This is a genomic window from Kordia sp., from assembly GCF_022447245.1.
In the GTDB taxonomy this organism is placed as follows: Bacteria; Bacteroidota; Bacteroidia; order Flavobacteriales; family Flavobacteriaceae; genus Kordia.
Window position 1 is genome coordinate 47229 of sequence record NZ_JAKVBC010000029.1, and the last position, 21006, is coordinate 68234.

The 21006-nt window shown below is 35.0% G+C and carries 10 protein-coding genes and 2 pseudogenes; 4 read left to right on the plus strand and 8 right to left on the minus strand.

Annotated features, from left to right (window positions below):
- Positions 1–25 precede the first annotated feature (25 nt).
- Positions 26–220, plus strand: coding sequence for a cold-shock protein (locus tag MK119_RS17685; RefSeq protein ID WP_290681473.1), 195 nt, complete (start codon positions 26–28; stop codon positions 218–220).
- A gap of 62 nt (positions 221–282) precedes the next feature.
- On the opposite strand, the gene MK119_RS17690 is transcribed toward MK119_RS17685, so the two are convergent.
- Complete coding sequence (locus MK119_RS17690; protein WP_290681495.1) at positions 283–732, minus strand: nucleoside deaminase; 450 nt, start codon at positions 730–732, stop codon at positions 283–285.
- Between the two features lie 88 nt (positions 733–820).
- Here MK119_RS17690 and dxs point away from each other — a divergent pair, with 88 nt between their 5' ends.
- Positions 821–2587, plus strand: a complete 1767-nt coding sequence (gene dxs, locus MK119_RS17695; protein ID WP_290681475.1) for a 1-deoxy-D-xylulose-5-phosphate synthase — start codon at positions 821–823, stop codon at positions 2585–2587.
- Positions 2588–2641: 54 nt separating this feature from the next.
- On the opposite strand, the gene MK119_RS17700 is transcribed toward dxs, so the two are convergent.
- The 4 genes from MK119_RS17700 to dgt form a co-directional block, all read right to left on the minus strand.
- Positions 2642–2953 carry a DUF1801 domain-containing protein gene (locus MK119_RS17700; protein WP_290681477.1) on the minus strand — a complete coding sequence of 104 codons (312 nt, stop codon included), beginning with the start codon at positions 2951–2953 and terminating at the stop codon, positions 2642–2644.
- A gap of 309 nt (positions 2954–3262) precedes the next feature.
- Positions 3263–6079: a T9SS type A sorting domain-containing protein gene (locus MK119_RS17705; RefSeq protein ID WP_290681479.1), complete on the minus strand. Its 2817-nt coding sequence runs from the start codon at positions 6077–6079 to the stop codon at positions 3263–3265.
- 198 nt (positions 6080–6277) lie between these two features.
- A complete protein-coding gene (locus MK119_RS17710; protein WP_290681481.1) occupies positions 6278–9094 on the minus strand; it encodes a T9SS type A sorting domain-containing protein in 2817 nt (938 codons plus the stop codon).
- Positions 9095–9145: 51 nt separating this feature from the next.
- On the minus strand, positions 9146–10495 hold the full coding sequence (dgt, locus tag MK119_RS17715) for a dGTP triphosphohydrolase (protein ID WP_290681483.1): 1350 nt from the start codon (positions 10493–10495) through the stop codon (positions 9146–9148).
- Between the two features lie 231 nt (positions 10496–10726).
- Here dgt and MK119_RS17720 point away from each other — a divergent pair, with 231 nt between their 5' ends.
- On the plus strand, positions 10727–13255 hold the full coding sequence (locus tag MK119_RS17720) for an inorganic phosphate transporter (protein ID WP_290681485.1): 2529 nt from the start codon (positions 10727–10729) through the stop codon (positions 13253–13255).
- A gap of 132 nt (positions 13256–13387) precedes the next feature.
- Positions 13388–14092, plus strand: a complete 705-nt coding sequence (locus MK119_RS17725; protein WP_290681487.1) for a DUF6503 family protein — start codon at positions 13388–13390, stop codon at positions 14090–14092.
- 139 nt (positions 14093–14231) lie between these two features.
- Here the strand turns inward: MK119_RS17725 and MK119_RS17730 are convergent.
- The 3 genes and pseudogenes from MK119_RS17730 to MK119_RS17740 all read right to left on the minus strand — a co-directional run.
- Positions 14232–15362, minus strand: a pseudogene (locus MK119_RS17730) (IS256 family transposase).
- A gap of 302 nt (positions 15363–15664) precedes the next feature.
- Complete coding sequence (locus MK119_RS17735; protein ID WP_290681489.1) at positions 15665–20545, minus strand: DNA repair ATPase; 4881 nt, start codon at positions 20543–20545, stop codon at positions 15665–15667.
- A 197-nt stretch (positions 20546–20742) separates the two neighbouring features.
- Positions 20743–21006: pseudogene (locus MK119_RS17740) on the minus strand (flotillin family protein); the annotation flags it as partial.

A 21006-nucleotide genomic window follows, 5' to 3' on the forward strand; every position in this document is an offset into this window, starting at 1 on the left:
TCTATTAATTTTATTTTTATCACAAATGACTGGTACAGTTAAATTTTTCAATGAAGACAAAGGCTTTGGATTCATTACCAACGACGACACAGGAAAAGACATTTTTGTTCATGTTTCCAACTTAAACGGCTTAGTTATCACTTCGGATGACAGAGTTTCGTTCGAAGAAGAAGAAGGTCGTAAAGGCATGGTTGCAGTACAAGTACAAATTATTGAATAAATTGTTCCAACCCACCATTACAAGCTATGCGCGCAATACTGATTGCGCGTTTTTTTATGGAATCAATTCAAGTTTCGCTTTTGAATAAAGAATTTTTTCAGCAATTGGGAAGCTTCTTCTGCCATAACGCCGCCTTTTATCACCGTTTTTGGATGTAATTTGGTATTCAGCTTGATGCATCCGCGTTCTTCATCGCGTGCGCCATACACAATATTTGAAATCTGACTCCAATACAAGGCTCCTGCGCACATTTGACAAGGTTCTAAGGTTACATACAACGTACATCTTTTCAAGTATTTTCCACCTAAAAAATTTGCCGCCGCCGTAATAGCTTGCATTTCTGCATGTGCTGTAACGTCATTCAGCGTTTCCGTTAAGTTATGTCCACGTGCAATCACTCGATTGTCTATGACGATCACAGCTCCTACAGGAACTTCGCCTTTTTCAAAGGCGATTTCTGCTTCTTGCAAAGCTTTTTTCATGAAGTAGTTGTCATCAAAGATGTTTTCCAGCTGCATATTGAAATATTATGACGTAAAACTAATAAGTTTTTAGTGAACCAACTTCAAAAATCGTAATTTTATGCACTTAAATTCATAGATGGAAAATTTACTTTCACATATTCATTCTCCAATAGATTTACGGAAACTTTCTAAAGAAGATTTACCACAAGTCGCTAAAGAATTACGTGAGTTTATTATTGATATTGTGTCTGTAAAAGAAGGCCACTTAGGCGCTAGTTTAGGTGTGGTCGATTTAACGATTGCCTTGCATTATGTGTATGATACACCAAATGATTTACTCGTTTGGGATGTGGGTCATCAAGCGTATGGGCATAAGATTTTAACAGAGCGACGCGAAATTTTCCATACAAACCGGCAAAAAAATGGCGTTTCTGGTTTTCCAAAACGCGATGAAAGCGAATATGATACGTTTGGCGTAGGACATTCATCTACGGCGATTTCTGCCGCACTAGGAATGGCAATTGCTTCCAAATTACAACAAGATTTTACTAAACAACATATTGCCGTCGTTGGCGACGCTTCTATTGCAAGCGGAATGGCGTTTGAAGCCATGAATCATGCAGGTGTAACCGACACAAATATGTTGATTATTCTGAATGATAATGCCATTGGAATTGACCCAAGTGTCGGTGCGCTAAAGATGTATTTGACGAATGTAAAAAAAGGAACACAGAAGCAAGATAATATTTTTGAAGCACTAAATTTTGACTATTCTGGACCGATTGACGGGCATGATATTTTTGCTATTGTGGACGAATTGGAACGTTTAAAAACGGTTAAAGGTCCAAAGTTTTTACATGTAATTACCACGAAAGGAAAAGGGTTGCGCAAAGCAGAAGAAGATCAAGTGAAGTATCATGCGCCTGGAAAGTTTGATAAACATACAGGCGAGTTAAAACCTAAAAATACCGCACATTTACCACCAAAGTTTCAAGATGTATTTGGACATACCATCGTAGAATTGGCGGAAAAGAATGAAAAAATTGTGGGAATTACTCCTGCGATGCCTACTGGAAGCTCGTTGAAATTTATGATGGAAGCCATTCCTGATCGTGCGTTTGATGTTGGTATTGCCGAACAACATGCAGTGACATTAGCTGCCGGAATGGCAACTCAAGGGTTGATTCCGTTTTGCAATGTATATTCCACATTTTTGCAACGCGCGTATGACCAAGTGATACATGATGTAGCATTGCAAAATTTGCCTGTGGTTTTGTGTTTAGACAGAGCTGGTTTGGTTGGACAAGATGGCGCTACTCATCACGGCGTGTTTGATGTCGCCTATTTACGTTGCATTCCGAACCTTATTATTTTTGCTCCTTTTGATGAAATTGCCTTGCGAAATATGATGTATACAGCGCAACTTGGCTTGGAACATCCGATTGCGATTCGGTATCCAAGAGGTCGTGGTGCTATTGTTGACTGGAAGCAAGCTTTTTCTAGAGTTGAAATTGGAAAAGGGCGTTGCCTGAAAGAAGGTTCAAAAGTTGCGGTTTTGAGTATTGGACATATTGGACATCTCGCAAAAACAGTAATCAATGAATTGGAGAAAAGTAATGAAGTTGGATTGTATGACATGCAATTTATAAAACCACTAGATGAAGCTTTATTACATCTAGTTTTTGAGAAGTATGAAACAATTATCACACTCGAAAATGGTGTGATTAAAGGCGGATTTGGAAGTGCGATTGCTGAATTTGCAGCAACACATCAGTATACAAACACGCTACATCTTCGCGGAATTCCTGATGCGTTTATTGAACATGGAACTGTTGCTGAATTGTATGAGGAATGTGGAATTTCTGCAGCAGCTTTGAAAGCGTTTTTGGTTTCTTTACAATAAGTCCCTAAAAGGGAGCAATAGCGAACTACCCAATTATCAAATTAACACATTAAACTACCGTTGCCAACGATCGCTTTTCTCAATAAGCTGTTTTAAAACATCCATATCCAGATCTGTCAAACTTTTAATATACAAACAACCTCTTCCTGTTTTGTGTTTTCCGAGTTTGTTTAGCAATTCCTCTTCCGTATTAACATCATAGGTCATGTATAAAGATAAGTGTGCTTTTCCTGGCGAGAATCCTGTGTGAAACCATTCAAACTCATCACCATTTTTTTGCTGATGGGTGTACTTTCCATACCCAATAATGCTGGTTCCCCAAATTTTGGGTTCTTTTCCCGTAATTTCCTTAAAGACTTCTAGCAAAACTTTTGCATCTACTTTTCGTTTTCCATTTTGAACAGCTTCTACAAACGCATTGACATCTTTAATATTTTCTTTTTTGCCATACTGAAGAAGGTTTTGCGTTAGAAAAAATATGTTTTATTAATATAAAATTATGTGTTTCTAAGCACTATTCGATACTATTTTCCTTTGAAAAATCACTCGAAGTAACAACTGAATATTTCAATAAAACACATAAAATTATTCGTGAATTCGTAGTAAAAAGACAAAATTCTTACGAAAGTCTTTTGTTTTACTATAGAAATCGAAATATCGTTTGACTTCTAAATACTATTCTATAATAATTTTGGTCACTTTTGATTGTGTTCCTTGTTCAATTTTCATCAGATAGATCCCTGAAGATAGTTTGTTGAACACAATTGTATTTGACTGATTCTTTAGTAAGGTACATTTTTTTGAGAAAACTTGCCTTCCTTGTAAATTGTACAATTGTACATTTGCTTCTCCACTTAGATCACTTTGTATGTGTACTGCTCCATTAGAAACTGTTGGATATACGCGAAATTGTTCTTCTGCCTGAAACACTTCAGTATTTAAAACTCCTGATAAGAATTGCCCTGTAAAAAATCCGCGTCCGTGTGTAGTTGCTAAGACAATTTTATCCGAATCGCGCATGTCCAAATCAAGTACAGGAACTGCACGCATTCCGTTATTTGATTGCACCCAAGTAGGCGTTGCTGTCTCAAAAGTTTGTGTTCTCCAAACACCTAATTCGGTTCCAACAATCACTTCTACGCCAGAGGTCAACGGGTTCATAAGGATACACTTTACAGGAATATCGGGTAAATTTCCTTCTTTGTCGCTCCAAGAATTCCCTTGATTTGGCGAATACCAAATATTACTCACACCATAATTGTGAAAGGTTACTAAGAGTTGGTTTTCGTTCAAACCAAATTCAATGTCTGAGATGCTTCCCACAAAACTACCATCACTAATATCCGTAAACGTTGGAGTTTCCGTATGTGCATTGTCTATTTTAAGCAATCTTCCGTTTTTTAAACCAGCGTATAAGGTTTGTCCATCTGCTGAAATTTTCAATGCTGTTGGCGCATTATTTAGTGATGGATCTACAAATTCAAATGTAATAACATTGCCATTTCCGCCATTTACATTAGAATGTTTTCCTATTTGAAAAGCGCCATTAGAGATAGAAGCATTGGTATACAATACATTGTTCGTTTTATCTAACTCTGCCACATTAATAAATTCACCTTCGCGAAAGCTAAATGGATCTGATTCAGAAGCCACGAAATAGCCTGAAAAAAGGTCGAATGAAGGATACGGAACGTAGGCATGATTTAAGAAAGGAAACGAAATGATAGCGTATCCGTCCGCTTCGTCAATTTCGGTATAAGCACCATCGCCTCCTGCTACTGTTGAAAAATTATTGATTTCTATCGTAGCATCAATTGCAGCTAAAGTTCCATTGTCTTGCGTTCCTCCTACAATATCATCACCATCTAAAATATCAGAATCTGCAATAGTACCATAGTAAAACTGCGTTACATTGTAATCTTTTACACGTGCCTCCATCGCTATGGGATTATTCACAGAAGTAGAAAAAGCAGCACTATAATACACTCCTCCATCATTTCCTATAACGGCTTGATTGTTATCGTTGGGACGAAATACAATCGCATGTTGATCAGCATGTACAAACGAAGCTGTAATATTTTGCAGGCCGCTATCGTTTTTCCATTTCGAAATTTGATCCCAATTAGTATTTGTAGTGTTGTATTTGAATAAGTCAATTCCACCAACATATAGATTGTTGTTTGCATCGGCTTCAATGACTAAATCGTAAAATGCTTGTCCTCGTGTAAAATCGGAAGCAGAAATTCCGCTATCGGCATCATTAGGTTCTGTCAGTGTGTTAACCGAACCAAAATTGTTAGTGGTGATAAACACATCTGCTTGTCGATTGACTTCTGCTAGAATCCAAAAAGTTCCTGCATCAGTTTGTGAAGGTTCTATTTCTGTACGTTGTCCATTCGGAAGGGTATATTCTAATGTAAACGTATTTCCATCTGTAGATTGATAGATATAACCACCAGGATTATTGAAGAAATCGTTGGTTGTTGCTAGCCAAATATTGTTGTTGATGTCTAATTCTATATCATTTGGGTTTACATATAATCCGCTTATATATTGTAATGGAAATCGCGACCAACTTGCGCCATCATCTATAGATTTATACAATCCTCGCTCGTCAAATCCTAATATATTGAATGGTGCTGCTGCATCACGGTAAGAAGCACTTGCAATAGCCGCATAAATTTCAGTAGTTCCATTATTATTTCGTGCTACAATATCATTTACATGAAAAATTCCATCTACAAGATAAGAAGCGCCATCTATTGAGGAAGTTCCGTTATTCCCTCCTAATACTTGTTGCCAAATAGTTCCGCCATCTACAGATTTGTAAATTCCGTTTCCGACACCAAATCCACTTGTATACGATTCTCCAGAACCTAAATATAAGATGTTGCTGTTATTTGGATCGGCTGTTAAAACTGTGACTGAGATATTGTCAGGTAAACCTGTAACCAATTGCCACGAAGAGTTAACATCTGTAATATCATCGTTTACCCACAAACCTCCTGAAACACTTCCTGCAAAAACGCGTGTATAGTCGTCGTTAGGATCAGGATTATTGATGTCATTTGGATCAAATAAAATAGCACGCGTACGTCCGCCAATATTGTTTGGACCTCTTTCTACCCAAGCATTGTCAAAATCATCTCCAGGCGCTCGTTTTTGTGTACTTTTTGATGATAATTTTTGTTGTAAATCACCTAAATTTTCAGGAGTTGGACGTCCCAAAGAAGGATTCATAGTCAATTCCCATTGTTGTTCATAGTATGCATTTGGTGGTATTCCTTGTGCTTTACGATCTGATTGTGATTTGTATTTTGATGTTGTGTAAGGACTATTTTCAAGATGGTAGGCATGTTTTTCTTGAAGTTTTTCAGTAGGTGTTTTTTCTTCTGCTGCTTCTTTTTTCTTTTTACTACTGATCATATAACCAATAATCGCCAGAAACAGTAAAATTATAAATACCCTTCTTTTTCTCGTTCTATCATCCATAGTTGTAATCTTGCTACTTCTTAAACATGATTGTGATTCATAGGTTCACTTTCTCAAAGTTACGTGTTCTTACCAAATTAGTAATTTTTTGTAGATGAATTACCTTTATTTGTGTCAAATAGATTTGTGTTTGTATGGATCGTAAAAAAAGCGAACTTATTACATAAGTCCGCTTTTATGTTTTATGGTAATTACTACTTATTCTATAACAATCTTTTGCGTTTTAACGGCATCGTTTTGTTGAATTTTTAGAATATAAATTCCTGATGATAACTCTGAAAGATTTAATCTTGCTGGTGTATTTCTACTTAAATTCAATACTTTCACACTAGCTTGTTGTCCTGCTAACGTATACGCTGTTACTGTAGTTTTTCCACTATCTTTTCCTTTGAGCGTCATATTTCCGTCTGAAATTGTTGGATAGATAGAAAAGTTATTGGTAGCACTAAATTCTTCTGTACTTAAGATTCCAGGCAAGAATTGACCTGTAAAGAAACCTCTTCCGTGCGTTGTAGCAAGTACTGTATTATCAGAAGGTCTTAAATCCAAATCAAATACAGGAACCGAACGCATTCCGTTATCAGAACGCACCCATGTTGGACTTGCTGTGTCAAAATTTGAAGATCTCCAAACCCCTAATTCGGTTGCAATAATTACTTCTGCACCATCAGCAACTAATGGATTTGCTAATATTGCCATTACTGGGATATCTGGTAAATCTCCATCTTTTTGTTCCCAAGTAACTCCAGCATCAGGAGAATACCATACGTTATTTACTCCATAATTATGGAAGGTAACATATAAGTCATTCTCAGTCTCTCCAAATTCAATATCAGAAATACTTCCAACAAAACCAGGGTCTTGTATATTTGACCAAATCCTAATAGTTGTTAAAGCCGCTTCTACTTTTAATAATCGTCCATTGCGTAATCCAACATATAAAGTTTGTCCATCAGCCGATGTTTTAAAAGCAGAAGGTCTACTGTTTAATAATGTATTTGTTAACTCAGATCGAACAATATTTCCAGAGCCATTATTTATATTTTGAAATTGTGAGATACGATTAGTACCACCTTGTGATGTGTTAGCATAAAAAGTGTTCGTATTTCTATCTAATTCAGCAGTATTGATAAAACCTCCTGAGTTTCCTTCATTTACAATAAAGTATGCTCCACTAAAATTCAAAGTAGGATAAGGAATGAAAACGTGGCTTGCAAATGGAAAAGAAAAAATTATGTACCCATCATCATCATCAATATCTGTAAATGCTCCATCACCTCCTAAAGTTTCACCAAAGCTATTAACTCCAGTATCAGCATCTAGCCTAGTTAAACTTCCATTATCTTGTGTCCCTCCTGCTATGTCATCTCCATCTGCTGCATCTAAATTACCAATGGCACCATAGTAAAATTGCGTCACATTATAGTTAAAGTTTCTAGCTTGAATAGCGTTTCCGCTAAGTGCTGAATTTACTATATCAGCACTATAATATACACCACCATCATTTCCTATTATTGCTTGTGTATTGTCATTTGGACGGAATACAATTGCATGCTGATCTGCATGTACAAGAGAAATATTAAGACCTCCAAGTCCTGGATTGTTTGACCATTTTGAGATTTGGTCCCAGCTATTTGCTGTATTATCATATTTGAATAAATCAATCCCTCCTACGTACAGATTGTCATTTTCATCAGCTTCAATAGGCAAGTTATAAAATGCTTGTTGTCTTGTATAGTCTGATGCAGGAATACCATTATCTGCATCATTTGGTTCATTTAGTATTGTAATAGTAGCAAAACTGTCTGTTGTTTGATAAATATTTGCTTGCGAACCGTTACCTACATCTGCAGCAATCCAAAATGTTCCTGGAGTTGTAGAAGAGGGTTCTAATTCTGTACGTTGTGTATTTGGTAAAGTAAATACAGAATTAAATGTAACACCGTCAGAAGATGTGAAGATAGCTCCTCCTTGATTTCCAAAGTTGTCACTCGTGGTCGTTACCCATATATCATTGTTTAAGTCTAACTCAATATCGTTGGGATTCATGTATGTTCCATTTGGAAATTGTATTGGAAAACGTGACCAGTTTACCCCAGCGTCTGTAGACTTGGACAATCCTCTTTCACTAAAACCTAATATATTAAAAGGTCCACTTGCTGAACTATAACCTCCACTAGCAAAAGTTGCATACACTTCAGTAGTTCCATTGTTATCTCTGGCTACAACATCATTTACATAAAAAATTCCATCTACAACAAGAACTCCATTTATGTTTTGTGTTGTTCCTGTATTTCCTCCTATCATTAATTGCCAAGTAACTCCACCATCAGTTGATTTAAAAACTCCACCTCCAACTGTATTACTAGCCGTATTAGCTGTATAGGATTCTCCCGAACCAATGTACATTATATTAGAATCATTAGGATCGGAAACAATTACTGTAACTGATAAGTTTCCAGGAAATCCTTCTACCAATTGCCAAGAAGAATTAGCATCCGTAATATCTTCATTTACCCATAATCCTCCAGCAACTCCTCCTGCAAAAACACGTGTATAATCATCTGAAGAATTGGCATTGTTGATATCATTAGGGTCAAACATAAGTGCTCTGGTCCGACCTCCTATATTGTTGGGCCCTCTATCTTGCCATGTATTATCCATAGCATCACCGGGTGTACGTTTTTCTATTGAAGATTGCTTAAGATCACGTTCAATATTCATGATATTTTCCGGAGTAGGTCTTCCTAAGTTTGGATTCATTGTCAATTCCCACCTTTGCTCATTGAAAGCATTTGGTGGTAATCCTTGTGCTTTGCGTTCTTTCCTAGATAGCATTTGTGTTTCCTTAAAAGGGCTGTTTGCTAAAAAGTCAGCATGTTTTTTCCGTAATTTTTCAACTTGTGAAATACTTTCTTCTTCTTTGTTTACAAGATAATTACTAAGAGTGTATCCCATTACTCCTAGAAATAAAATACCTGCAGCTACTTTAAATGTAATTTTCTTTTTCATCATTTTTTTTTACGATAGGTATATAATTAATAATTTGGGTTTAAATGTTAGTTTTTATGGATTATAAAGTTTTGCTGTGAGTTTATTAAACAGAATGACGGCTTTACTATCAGATAATTTAGCGATATAATTTGTGATATTCATCAATCGGTTATATAATTGATTTGTTTCATAGTCAACATTTTCAGGAAAAACTCTCAAAATCAGTTTATCATAATTTGAAAGTGAATCGTTGTGATAGTTTTCGACAGCAGTGATAAAGGTGTCTAGCAAATGTTGCAATACATGATAACCAGTAATTTCTTTTTCGATAACTTCATCACTTTTATAAATCTTATCTATACTTATTTTAATGATATCATCAATTTGTGCTTTGTATTTACTTTTTTCCATTAATCCAATTGAAAATTCACCTGCACAAATAGCTTCTTCATTTTCCAAGAAAATACGAACTGCGTCTTCTATAAGGGTATTGATCGATAAGGCTCTTAAATAGCTCAAACGATCTTCACGATGTTGCAATAAGCTATATTTATCTTTTTGAATGGTATCGCGCACTAAATTGATTAAATATTCAAGTGCTTTTTCTTCTTGAATTAATCCAAGGTTGATTCCATCTTCAAAATCGATAATTGTGTAACAAATATCATCAGCGGCTTCTCCCAAAAACGTTAGCGGGGGTCTTGCATATCGGAGATTTTCTCCTTGTCCAAAAGTTTTTAATCCTAATTCGTTAGCAACATCTGTAAACGCCTCTTTTTGCGACTGAAATATTCCATACTTCTTATCTGCAATATGTGATGTTGGTTTTTTAGGAAGCGATTGTTTCGGATATTTCATAAAAGCCCCTAATGTGGCGTAGCTCAGTCGTAAACTTCCATCAACACCTTTGCGATTTTCGGTTAAAATCTTAAAACCATTTGCATTTCCTTCAAAATCACATAGGTCTTGATATTGTTTTGGAGCTAATTTTGACTGGAATTGTATTCCTTTTCCAATTTTAAAATACTCTCCAATTGCTTTTTCACCTGAGTGACCAAACGGTGGATTTCCAATATCGTGAGCTAGGGCTGCTGCTGCTACAATAGCGCCAAAGTCATTGAATTGAAATCCATGAACCTCTTTTAAATGCGGATATTTTTCTAAGAGTTTTATTCCTACTTTTCTCCCCAAACTTCGCCCAACTACTGATACTTCCAAACTGTGTGTAAGTCGTGTATGTACAAAATCGGTTTTGGATAGCGGAACTACTTGTGTTTTATCTTGTAAGCTTCTGAAAGCGGATGAAAAAATTACCCTGTCATAATCAACTTCAAAACCCAATCGGGTTTCATCTTGTTCTTTACGCAATCGTTTATGGGTATCTCCGTGACGTTTTAACGAGAGTAATTGTTCCCAATTCATTAGAAAATAGCATTTTCTTTGCAATATACTACATAATTAGTTGAAATACCAATCCTTAACATTTATAGGCGTTGAATAGGCATATTTAATGTAAAATGAAAGATATTTCGGTGGTTTTTTGTGTTATTTACTATATTTAACATAGCTATGTTACTAATAAGATATAACCTTATGGTAACATTACATTTAATGACAGTATTGATATTTGTAAATTATTTTTAATATCCACATATGGACAATATTTACTTACTGATGATCATTGCCTTGACTTTATTGGCGATTGCCGATTTGGTCGTAGGAGTTAGTAATGATGCAGTAAACTTCCTGAATTCAGCTATTGGTTCTAAAGCCATTTCCTTTAAAACAATTATGATTGTTGCCAGTATCGGTGTTGCTATCGGTGCCATTTTTTCAAGTGGATTGATGGAAGTCGCCCGGAAAGGAATTTTTACACCCGAAAATTTTGTGTTTCATGAAATCATGATCATTTTCATGGCCGTCATGATTACTGATATTTTGCTGCTCGACTTTTTTAACACACTTGGAATGCCAACATCTACAACGGTTTCCATTGTATTTGAATTGTTAGGAGCTGCGGTTGCTATGGCTCTGATAAAGATTTCAAAGCAAGAAGATAGTTACGCTACATTAGTTGAATATATAAATACAACACAAGCTACAAAGATTATTATAGGAATTTTACTTTCTGTAGTAATAGCGTTTAGTGTTGGAGCATTTGTACAATGGATTTCAAGATTATTATTATCCTATAATTTTAATGAAAAAGCACGCTGGATTGGTGCCCTATTTGGTGGAATTGCGCTAACAGCGATTACGTATTTCATTTTTGTAAAAGGAATCAAAGGAACTTCATATGCTGCTTATGAAATAGAAACTTTATACTCAGGTGATGGCTTATTAGCTTGGATTAATGAGCATTTTGGTGCTTCTTACGAAACTATTAAAGAATTTAAATCTGCTACTAAAGAAAAAGCTGTTACTATAATTGATGGAAATGCAGTCTTAACTTTAAAGAACTTTTTAAATGTTTATGTACTACCTATCATTGCTATAAGCCTAGTAGTTTGGTCTGTTATTTCTTATGCAGTTATGACATTTTTGAAAGTCAATATCTATCGATTAATCATTATCATTGGAACTTTTGCATTAGCACTTGCTTTTGCAGGGAATGACTTGGTTAATTTTATTGGCGTTCCAATTGCTGGTTGGCAAGCCTTCCAAGATTTTATGGGATCTATAGTTCCTGGAACGACCGATTTGACAACTGCTGCACAAAGTTTCTCTATGGAATCTCTTGGAAAGTCAGTTCAAACTCCTACTATATTTTTGGTAATAGCAGGATTAATCATGGTTGTAACGTTATGGTTTTCAAGCAAAGCAAAAGCCGTTGTAAAGACATCAATTGATTTATCGAGTCAAGAACAAACTAAAGAACGCTTTAGGCCAAATTTTTTATCAAGAGGTTTTGTTCGTTCTTCTATTGGCATTTCTCAAGGAATATCACAAATTACACCTAGTTCTTGGAAAAAGAATATAGACAAACAGTTTACAATTCCACCTACAAAAACGACTTATAAAAACAAAGAAGATATTCCTGCTTTTGATATGGTTCGTGCCGCTGTGAATTTAATGGTTGCCAGTGTGTTGATTTCCATTGCTACTTCTATGAAATTACCATTATCAACTACATACGTAACGTTTATGGTAGCCATGGGTACATCGCTAGCTGATAGAGCTTGGGGCGCAGAAAGTGCCGTATACAGAGTTGCTGGTGTATTGAATGTTATTGGTGGTTGGTTTTTTACAGCCATTATTGCATTCCTTGCAGCAGGATTGATTGCCTTTTTATTAAATATTCACCTTCCAATCATGTTGGCGTTACTATTAGGTCTCGCTATATTTTTATTAATTAGAAACTACATGATTCACAATAAAAAAGCAAAGGAAGCCAAAGTAGAAGATAGTCTAAAGAAAGCCGAAAGCAGCTCCGTACAAGGAGTTATCCACGAAAGTGCCGATAATATTGCAAGCGTTGTAAAACGTGGTAACAGAATTTATACAAATGCTATCAACGGATTGGCAAAGCAAGATTTAGCAATGCTTAAAAAGAATAAAAAGAATATTGTAAAACTCTCTACAGAAATTGATGAATTGCGTGATAATATCTTTTATTTTATTAAAAATCTTGACGAATCTAGTATTGGTGCGAGTAATTTCTACATTAATATTTTAGGATATTTACAAGATATGACACAATCACTAGAGTACATTTCTAAAGTGAGTCATAAGCATGTTAACAACAATCATAAGAAGTTAAAATTCAATCAGATTAAAGAATTGAAACAGGTTGATGAAGCTCTGGAAACTTTATTTAATAAAACCAAAGAAGCTTTTGACTCACGTTCATTCGAAGAAATTGGAGATATTCTAGCGAGTAGAGAAACCATTTTTCAATTGGTGGAACAAAAAATTCAAACTCAGGTTGAACGCACACGTACTGAAGAATCGAGTCCGAAGAACACAACCTTGTATTTTGGATTATTGTTAGAAACAAAAGATTTATTGAAAGCTACTATGGATCTTTTAGAAGAGTATCATAATGCTCATGATGCTTCAGTAAAGCCTGCTACAATATCTGTTGAAGAAGACACTAAAACTCAAGAATCGTCTCAAACAAAAGCACCAGAAGCTAACAAATCAGATACTGACTCAAGGGAAGCTTCTGAAAAAAAGGAATAGTATAAAACCACCTAATATATTTAAAAAACACAGCTAATTGCTGTGTTTTTTTTGTTTTAGTTTACAATGTCAGGTTCCTTTTCATCTGTCTCAAAAATACTATCTTAGACAATCACTTTTAAAATTACCAACATGACCAAATCAATCTTAACATACCTTTTTTTAGTATATACCGCAATTTCTTTTGGACAAGAATTGACAGGGCAAGAATTATTAACCAAGTCTATTAGATATCACGATCCTAATGGAAATTGGGAAACATTTGACGGAACATTAGAAATCACAATGGAAACTCCAAACAATGCAAATCGTGTAAGCACTATTAAAATTAACTTGCCAAAAGAGTATTTTTATGTGAAAGCCACACGCGATGGCAAAACAACCGAGTATACCGTTGAAAAGAATGAGTGTAAAATCGCTTTTAACGGCAAAACAAATATTTCTGATGAAGTTATTGAGGAAAATAATTTAAGTTGCAAACGCGCCAATTTATACAAGAATTATTACACATATTTGTATGGATTGCCAATGAAATTGAAAGATGAAGGCACTGTGATTGATCCAAAAGTGCAGAAGAAGACTTTTAAAGGAAAAGAATATTTAGTTTTAAAAGCAACTTACAAAGAAGACGTTGGAAAAGATACTTGGTATTTTTACTTTGATCCAAAAACGTATGCCATGGAAGTGTATCAGTTTTTTAAAGATGAAACCAAAAAAGATGGTGAATATATTTTATTAACTGAAGAAGTTGAGGTGAATGGAATTAAAATGCCGAAGAAACGCGCTTGGCATTACAATAAAGATAATGGATATTTGGGAACGGATATTTTGAAATAGATCACTTCACTTCGACTTCGCTCAGTGTCACTTTTAGATCGTTACATTTGAGATATGTAAATTAAACTCTGTCTGTTACTTCACTGTCAGTGGTGTTTAAATCCAGTTTGATTCTATTCTCAAATTTAATGTATAATTGCTACACGACCAAACTCCAATGGAACACAGGAGAAGTCCATTTCTTTTCTATATTTCTGGTGGCTAAATATACAAGCTTTAGCAACGCCATATCATTAAGGAAAGCTCCTTTGATTTTGGTCACTTTCCTAAACTAACGATGGAAGCCCTCAACAGTGTCGGTGGTGTATATCAGCTTACGGATAGGCTCAGAATATTGTAAATATTGCGATAATTCTTCCCAGTTTCGTTGACAGGATTCGATAACAATAGGGGATTTTTTGCCCCATTTCTCTTCCAGATTTAGCAGTTGATCTTCTGCTATAGATTTATTGACAGCTCTATAAACCTTCTTTAAATTAACCAAGAATGCTTTCCGATCTTTGGAAGATAGGTATTTAAGTGAGTTACGTATTTGATGCACTATAAAAAGCTGTACCTGTGTTTTTGGGAATATACTAAAGATAGCTTGTGTAAAGCCTTTTAAGTTATCTGCACAGGCAATTAAGATATCTTCCACGCCTCGATACTGAAGATCCGTTAGTGCTTGTAACCAAAAGTTAGCACCTTCGCTCTCTGAGATATACATGCCCTGCACGCTCTTTTTACCTTCTTTGTTGATAACTAACATGTTGTATAAAGCACGATGTTGTATTTTTCCATTGACTTTTACTTTGTATTGCATCGCATTTAGCCATACAATGCAATATAGCGCTTCTAATGGACGTGACTGCCATGCCTTTACATCAGGAATGATCTTATCGGTAATTTGGCTTAATACCGTATGAGAGATATCGGTATCGTACATCTCTTTGTGATGAGAAGCGATATCAAGGTAACTCATAGCTAATCCATAAAAACCGATGATTTTATCCGATAAGTTTTCTGCTAAAATTGTTTGACGCTTTTTCACCAGTTCTGGTTCAAAGCTACCGACGCTACTCTTTATAGTCTTTTTGCCTTTGCTGTTTCGTTTGTTAACTTTCTTACGTTCAGAATCGCTTAAATGATTGTCCATCTCGGCTTCTAAGGCTTTTTATATGAAGTTCTTTAGCATTGGCGCAAATGCACCATCTTTACCAAATAAACTCTTCCCTGACATAAACTGTTCTAGGGCTTTCTTCTCTAAATTCTGTTGCCCTTCGTTTGTCATTTTCTATCTAAATTAAATTATTTTTTTAATCCTCCTTAGACAGAGTTCAGTTTACACTCTCGCTTTTACTAAAAACCTCCTTAGGTTTTTGTCATTTCCTCCTTTGCTTTTGATCAAAACCTCCTATGGTTTTTCTCCTGTAGTATTAAAAAGGTTTACAAAAGCTGTATTTTTAAGTTGAAGAGAAAGTCTATACAACTAGTAAAGAAAACGATAGGATTTTATGATAATAAAAAAGACACTTCATTTTTGAAGTGCCTTTTTCTATCTAATGTTCACATTTTAGCACTAATGGCTATATATTATTTCTCAAGTCCGTTTTTGAGCACATTTTGAATTCCAGCTAAATGTTCTGAGAATTGCATCATTTGCGCTAATACCTGCGCCATTTCATTGTTTTTGCCAATTCCTTTGAGTTTGTTATTTGTGACAAAGTTTTCTTTGATGGTTTCCCAACGTTCCTGCTCTTTTCCGAGTAAGGTTTCTGTGAGTTCTTTATATTTTAACAAGTTCGCCTCTGCGGCATTTGTGAGCGTTTGCGACTCATTCTCATAATGTGATAATAAGAGTGTTTGCAATTCTTTGTCGTTCATCACTGGAACTACTTTTGCCACCAATTTATTCATATCTCTATACGAGCCTTGCAATTTAAATGCTGGTTCCGTACGATCCGCGTCATCCATAGCAGCCGATTTAATATAAGTTGAATTTACGTGCATCACTACATCTCTTACAGCCAATACTTTTTCAATTACAGCAACGTATTCCTGCATTTCTTGTTTGCTATGATTTCCTATAAATTCTATTCCTTCCTGCGTACCCGATTCTATCATTTCTACAAACTTATAGACATCCTCAAAGGCAGTACTACTCAATTGATGTAATATTGGATTGGAAGTCAACGCGTTTTCTATTAAGCTTAATTTAAATAAAGAAGCCGTTTCTCCAATAATATCTCCCAAATTGTAGATATCTGCTCTATTGGCTAACATGTCAGGGATTTGAAATTTTTCGCCGCTTTCCGTATATGGATTTCCTGCCATGACTACACAAAACTTTTTGCTTCTAAAGTCGTATGTTTTTGGCTTTCCATTGTATACACCTTCTATTTTTCGGGTTCCATCTGCCAAAGAGATGAATTTTTGTAAAAACTCTGGATTGCAATGTTGAATATCGTCCAAATACAGCATCACATTATTACCCATTTCAAAAGCAAGATTCAGTTTCTTCAGCTCTTCTCTTGCTGCTGCATTGGAAGCAGACATTGGATCTACTGCAGTGACTTCATGACCTATTGCAGGACCATTTATTTTCATAAAAACCAATCCAAGTCTATTGGCAAGGTATTCCATTAGTGTCGTTTTTCCATATCCTGGTGGTGAAACTAAAAGCAACATTCCCATTCGGTCTGTACGTTTGTTTTTCCCAACTGTTCCTAATTGTTTTGCCAGGTTATCACCAAATAAAGGTAAGTACACCTGATCGATCAACTTATTTCTGACAAAAGACGATAACACCTTGGGTTTAAATTCATTTAAGCGCAATGCTTCTCGCTGCTCTTCCACTACTTCATGTTTTGCTTTTTTATAGGCTTCAAAAGCTGGAACTTCCATAGTCGTATAGTGAGAAATCATTTTTATAAATTCATGATAATTAAAGATGTATACGCCTTCTTGTATCGTGTGATGATTTCCTTTTAAACCGGTTATCTTTTCATCAGGAAATGCATGAATAATGCTCACAGTTCCTTTATCATCAAATAAAAGCTTACATACCAATTCTCCAGTATATGCTGTATATTCATTCTTGTATGCCTCTATATAAGATGCACACCATTGCTGTGCAAGTGCAATTTTTTCATATAAAGAATCGATACTGGCTATTTTTTCTTTAACCAATCTATAACGCTCTTTCTTCTGCAAGAATTTCACAAAATCTTCATACAACTCTTCAGTACGTTGCGATCTGCTAAACTCTTTTGATAGGCTCAATTCTTCAAATAGATAGCTCGCTATTTCTAAGTTCTTTTCTGTGGGAAGAAATGACGTGTGAACAACTTCCACATCTACAAATGCATCAATTTCTTTGGCAATATCAGCTATACAATGTTGATACGAGGTACTTTCTGGAAATGTTGCCAATACCTCAGTCGTAGTTTTTATTTTTGCGGCTAATGCTTCCTGTAATTCAGCTGTAATTCCGTTCCAAAAGTATTGCCCTGCAGCTCTTAGTTTAGGTTCATACTGCAACAATCCTAAATCTTCAGTTTTTGTCACCAACACTTTTAAAATTTTGAGCGCATCCATATCATGAACACCTTTGATATATCCTTCTGCATATCGTGAACCACTTTCTTTTTGGATCAAATTCAATAGTTCATCATCATTTTTTTGTGATAAAATTTCAATTTGAGTTGATCTAAATATTTTATACGCTAAATAAGAGCTTCTATACACCTGTTTGTTCTCTGAAACCAATTCCTGATTCCAATATGCCTGTGTTTCCTGTAACGTATCATGTACTACTTTTTGATAGTAATCGGTCCCCGTAAGATGATAATATAAGATTCCTTCTTTGTTTATAATGCTTAAATCCAGTAATTGCTTGTTGACTCCAAACTTGTGCGATCCTAATTTGATGATGTTTTCTCCATCTTCATATAGATCCTGCTTGTCTTTCAGTTTTCGAAGCGCATCTTCTTTGGCAAGTTTCAGATTGGTCTCTATCACTTCTGCTTTTCCAATATCATCCAGGCCTTTTAACTGCTCAACGATATCTCGAAGTTTTACAATCATTAAATCTGAAGCAAAATATCCATTGATTGCAGTACTGGAATCAAAACTCAATGCTTTTTTTATAATACCTTTTAAGATTCTATTGGCAGCACTTTCTAGCGCAGTTGCTTTTTTGTTTCGCGCTTCTATGATCGTCAATTTTCGCGTTTCAAAAGCATTGTATACTTCTTCTCGTTTATCAATAATTGCTGTAATAAAATCATCAAAATCGGCAAACTTTCCTTCAAGTTCTTCCAGTTGAATGACAATTTTATTCAATAACTCATCTGTTTTTTCAGGAGTTGAAGCGATATCCAAATAGTTGATGATACTTTGATCGACTAATTTTATTTGTGCTGCAAATTCAGCACTAGCTTCTTTGCTCCCCAGCGAAGTGATGGTATTTTTTATTTCAGCTTTTAACTGATTAATATTTGAGAAAATATGTGATATATTATCAATAATCGTTGTCGCATGCGATGTGTCTTCTATTTGAAGATTTGACACGATATCAATCAACATTTCCAAATCTGAAACGATCGTATTTACCTCTTCTTCCAGCGCTTTCGCTTCAATTACTTTTTTAATGTCCTGGAGCGCTTTTTGCTTTTCAGAAACACGGTCATGATATGGAATGAGTGCTTTATCATCTAATAAAAAGGTCACACAACGTTGTGAAATCTTTTTAGTGTATTCAACCACTTCAGCTTCCAATGAAGCTATAAATTCTTTGTCTATATATCTAATTTCATGTAAGCCAATGATTTCTCCTCGAAGTGCGCGAAGCTGCGCTAGAATAGATACAAAATCATCGATAGATCGGAAGGAACTACTTTTTATTTTCCCTAATAAGATCCTTGCTTTTTCCTGGGTTTCCCTTGTTATGGTTGCCGCTTTTTTTCGCAGTTGCACTACTTTTTCAAACTCATCAATCGCTGCATTTGCAGTATTATGAATTTCTGATAAAGGTTCTGACAATTGCGCTGTTTCTGCTTCACGAATCCAGTAGTAACTATCCAAAATATCGATAGATTGTTTCGCCAAATCATCATATAATCCGTCATAACTATCCTCCTTATTTAGTAAAGTGATCAACGCCTGACATTCCGCCATGGCTTTTACAATATCTTTATTTCCTATTTTAAAGAGTAAAGAGTCTGTATGTTCTGGTGCAATTTGGGTTTCTTCAGAAAACGGCGTTTGCCATATTTGAATGACATGATGCCTGGTTTGATCATCTTCCGTTTTGAAGTAACACAATTCACCCGAAGATAAGATGGTAAATCCATTACAAATTATAGGCGTTTTAAGTTCTTGTTCAATAATGTTATAAGACATTAATGCATATAATCCTTGCTCTGGCTGATAAAATACATACAGGAAATCTTCCCCATTGGGAGCTATGATTTTTTCTTGAAATTTTACATTATCTAATGCGTTTTCAAATGCTTTGAAAGCTCCAGATTGTAAATAATATCCTTTAGGAAATAAAACGCCTTGCGAATCTGGCAGCAAGATTCCAGCATTTTTAAGGCTATTAATTTTTTGAACTTCCTGGATTTTGTGATTGTATAAAAAGTATCGAGCGTCTTCCTGAAAAGGTTTTATTTCTATCGCAATTAAATTGCCTAAGTCACTAAATCTGTACTGTGCATCATCTAAGGTTTGATCGGCGTGTAGTACTTCTTCGTTAAATATTCCTTTTCCTTCTTCGGTATTGTCTTCTATTTTTATAGTAAGATCGCCTCCAATTGTTTCTACAAAGACTTTATCTAAGATAGATACATGCGGATGCGTTCCATAGCGATGCATTTCCCTAGAAACCTCTTGCCATTGAAATTCGTGCTGATGCGGAAATTTAAATTCATGTTCGCTTCTATTATCAACATAAGTAAGTGTGTTTTCATTAATTAACCACTTAAATGTTTTAATATCAGAAACACTATCGCTCAATTGAAACACCATATGCAGATAGTTTCCAACAATAGCAAATTTAGAGAATATCGTATTTCTGTAGTATTTGTAAAGATTGGAAAAATCTAACTGAAATGCTGTATCATTTATGATGTCTAATGATAAAGATACAAAGTGATCCTTATCATATCTATACGCACTAAAAACATCTTGTAAAGTGATTTCAGTACGTAATCCAAAATGCACATTATAACCAAAAATACTAGTGTCTCCAATGGTAACAATATCTCGAGCTATACAGTTGTTTTCTGTATTGATTCGATTGTTTGCGATAAGTTTGGTTTCTATACTTCCAAAAACTTCTGTTCTAGAAACATTGAGTTCTTTAAGTTTAGATTGAAGGATTTCTTTTTGTTTTGAAAGTCTATTTTGAATGACCTCGTATGTTCCTCCATCTAATTGTATATTGGGTTGCGTTGTATTTTCTTCTTGCATGAAATTGTTGTTGATTATTTTTCTTCTTTCATTTTGTTTTGATGCAAAATGAAACAAATAATTAAATCTGCATATAGGGTTCCCTATGCTATATTCATTAGCTCTAATTACAGACTTTTTATTGTGTAAAGCTAAACCACAACTGATATTCTAACTACGCAGAACACACAGTTATGGAAAAGCCATCAACTCAAAGTTTATCCTAATTTTGCATCAGATAATCCTAATCCTTCTGCAAAATTCATCAGATTGCTAAACATCGTTTGCTCAGAATCGTCATTAGATTTATTCTGTAGATTCATTAATAGATTTGCTATCGTTAGGTTTTTAATATCTTGTGAAGAGATATTATATTTTACGGCAAACTCTTTTATTTTATTGAGCAAATTTCCTTTGACATCGTCGCTCCCTAAAATAGCATCTTTTACATTCTGAATGGTTTCAGAGTGTTGTACCAATCT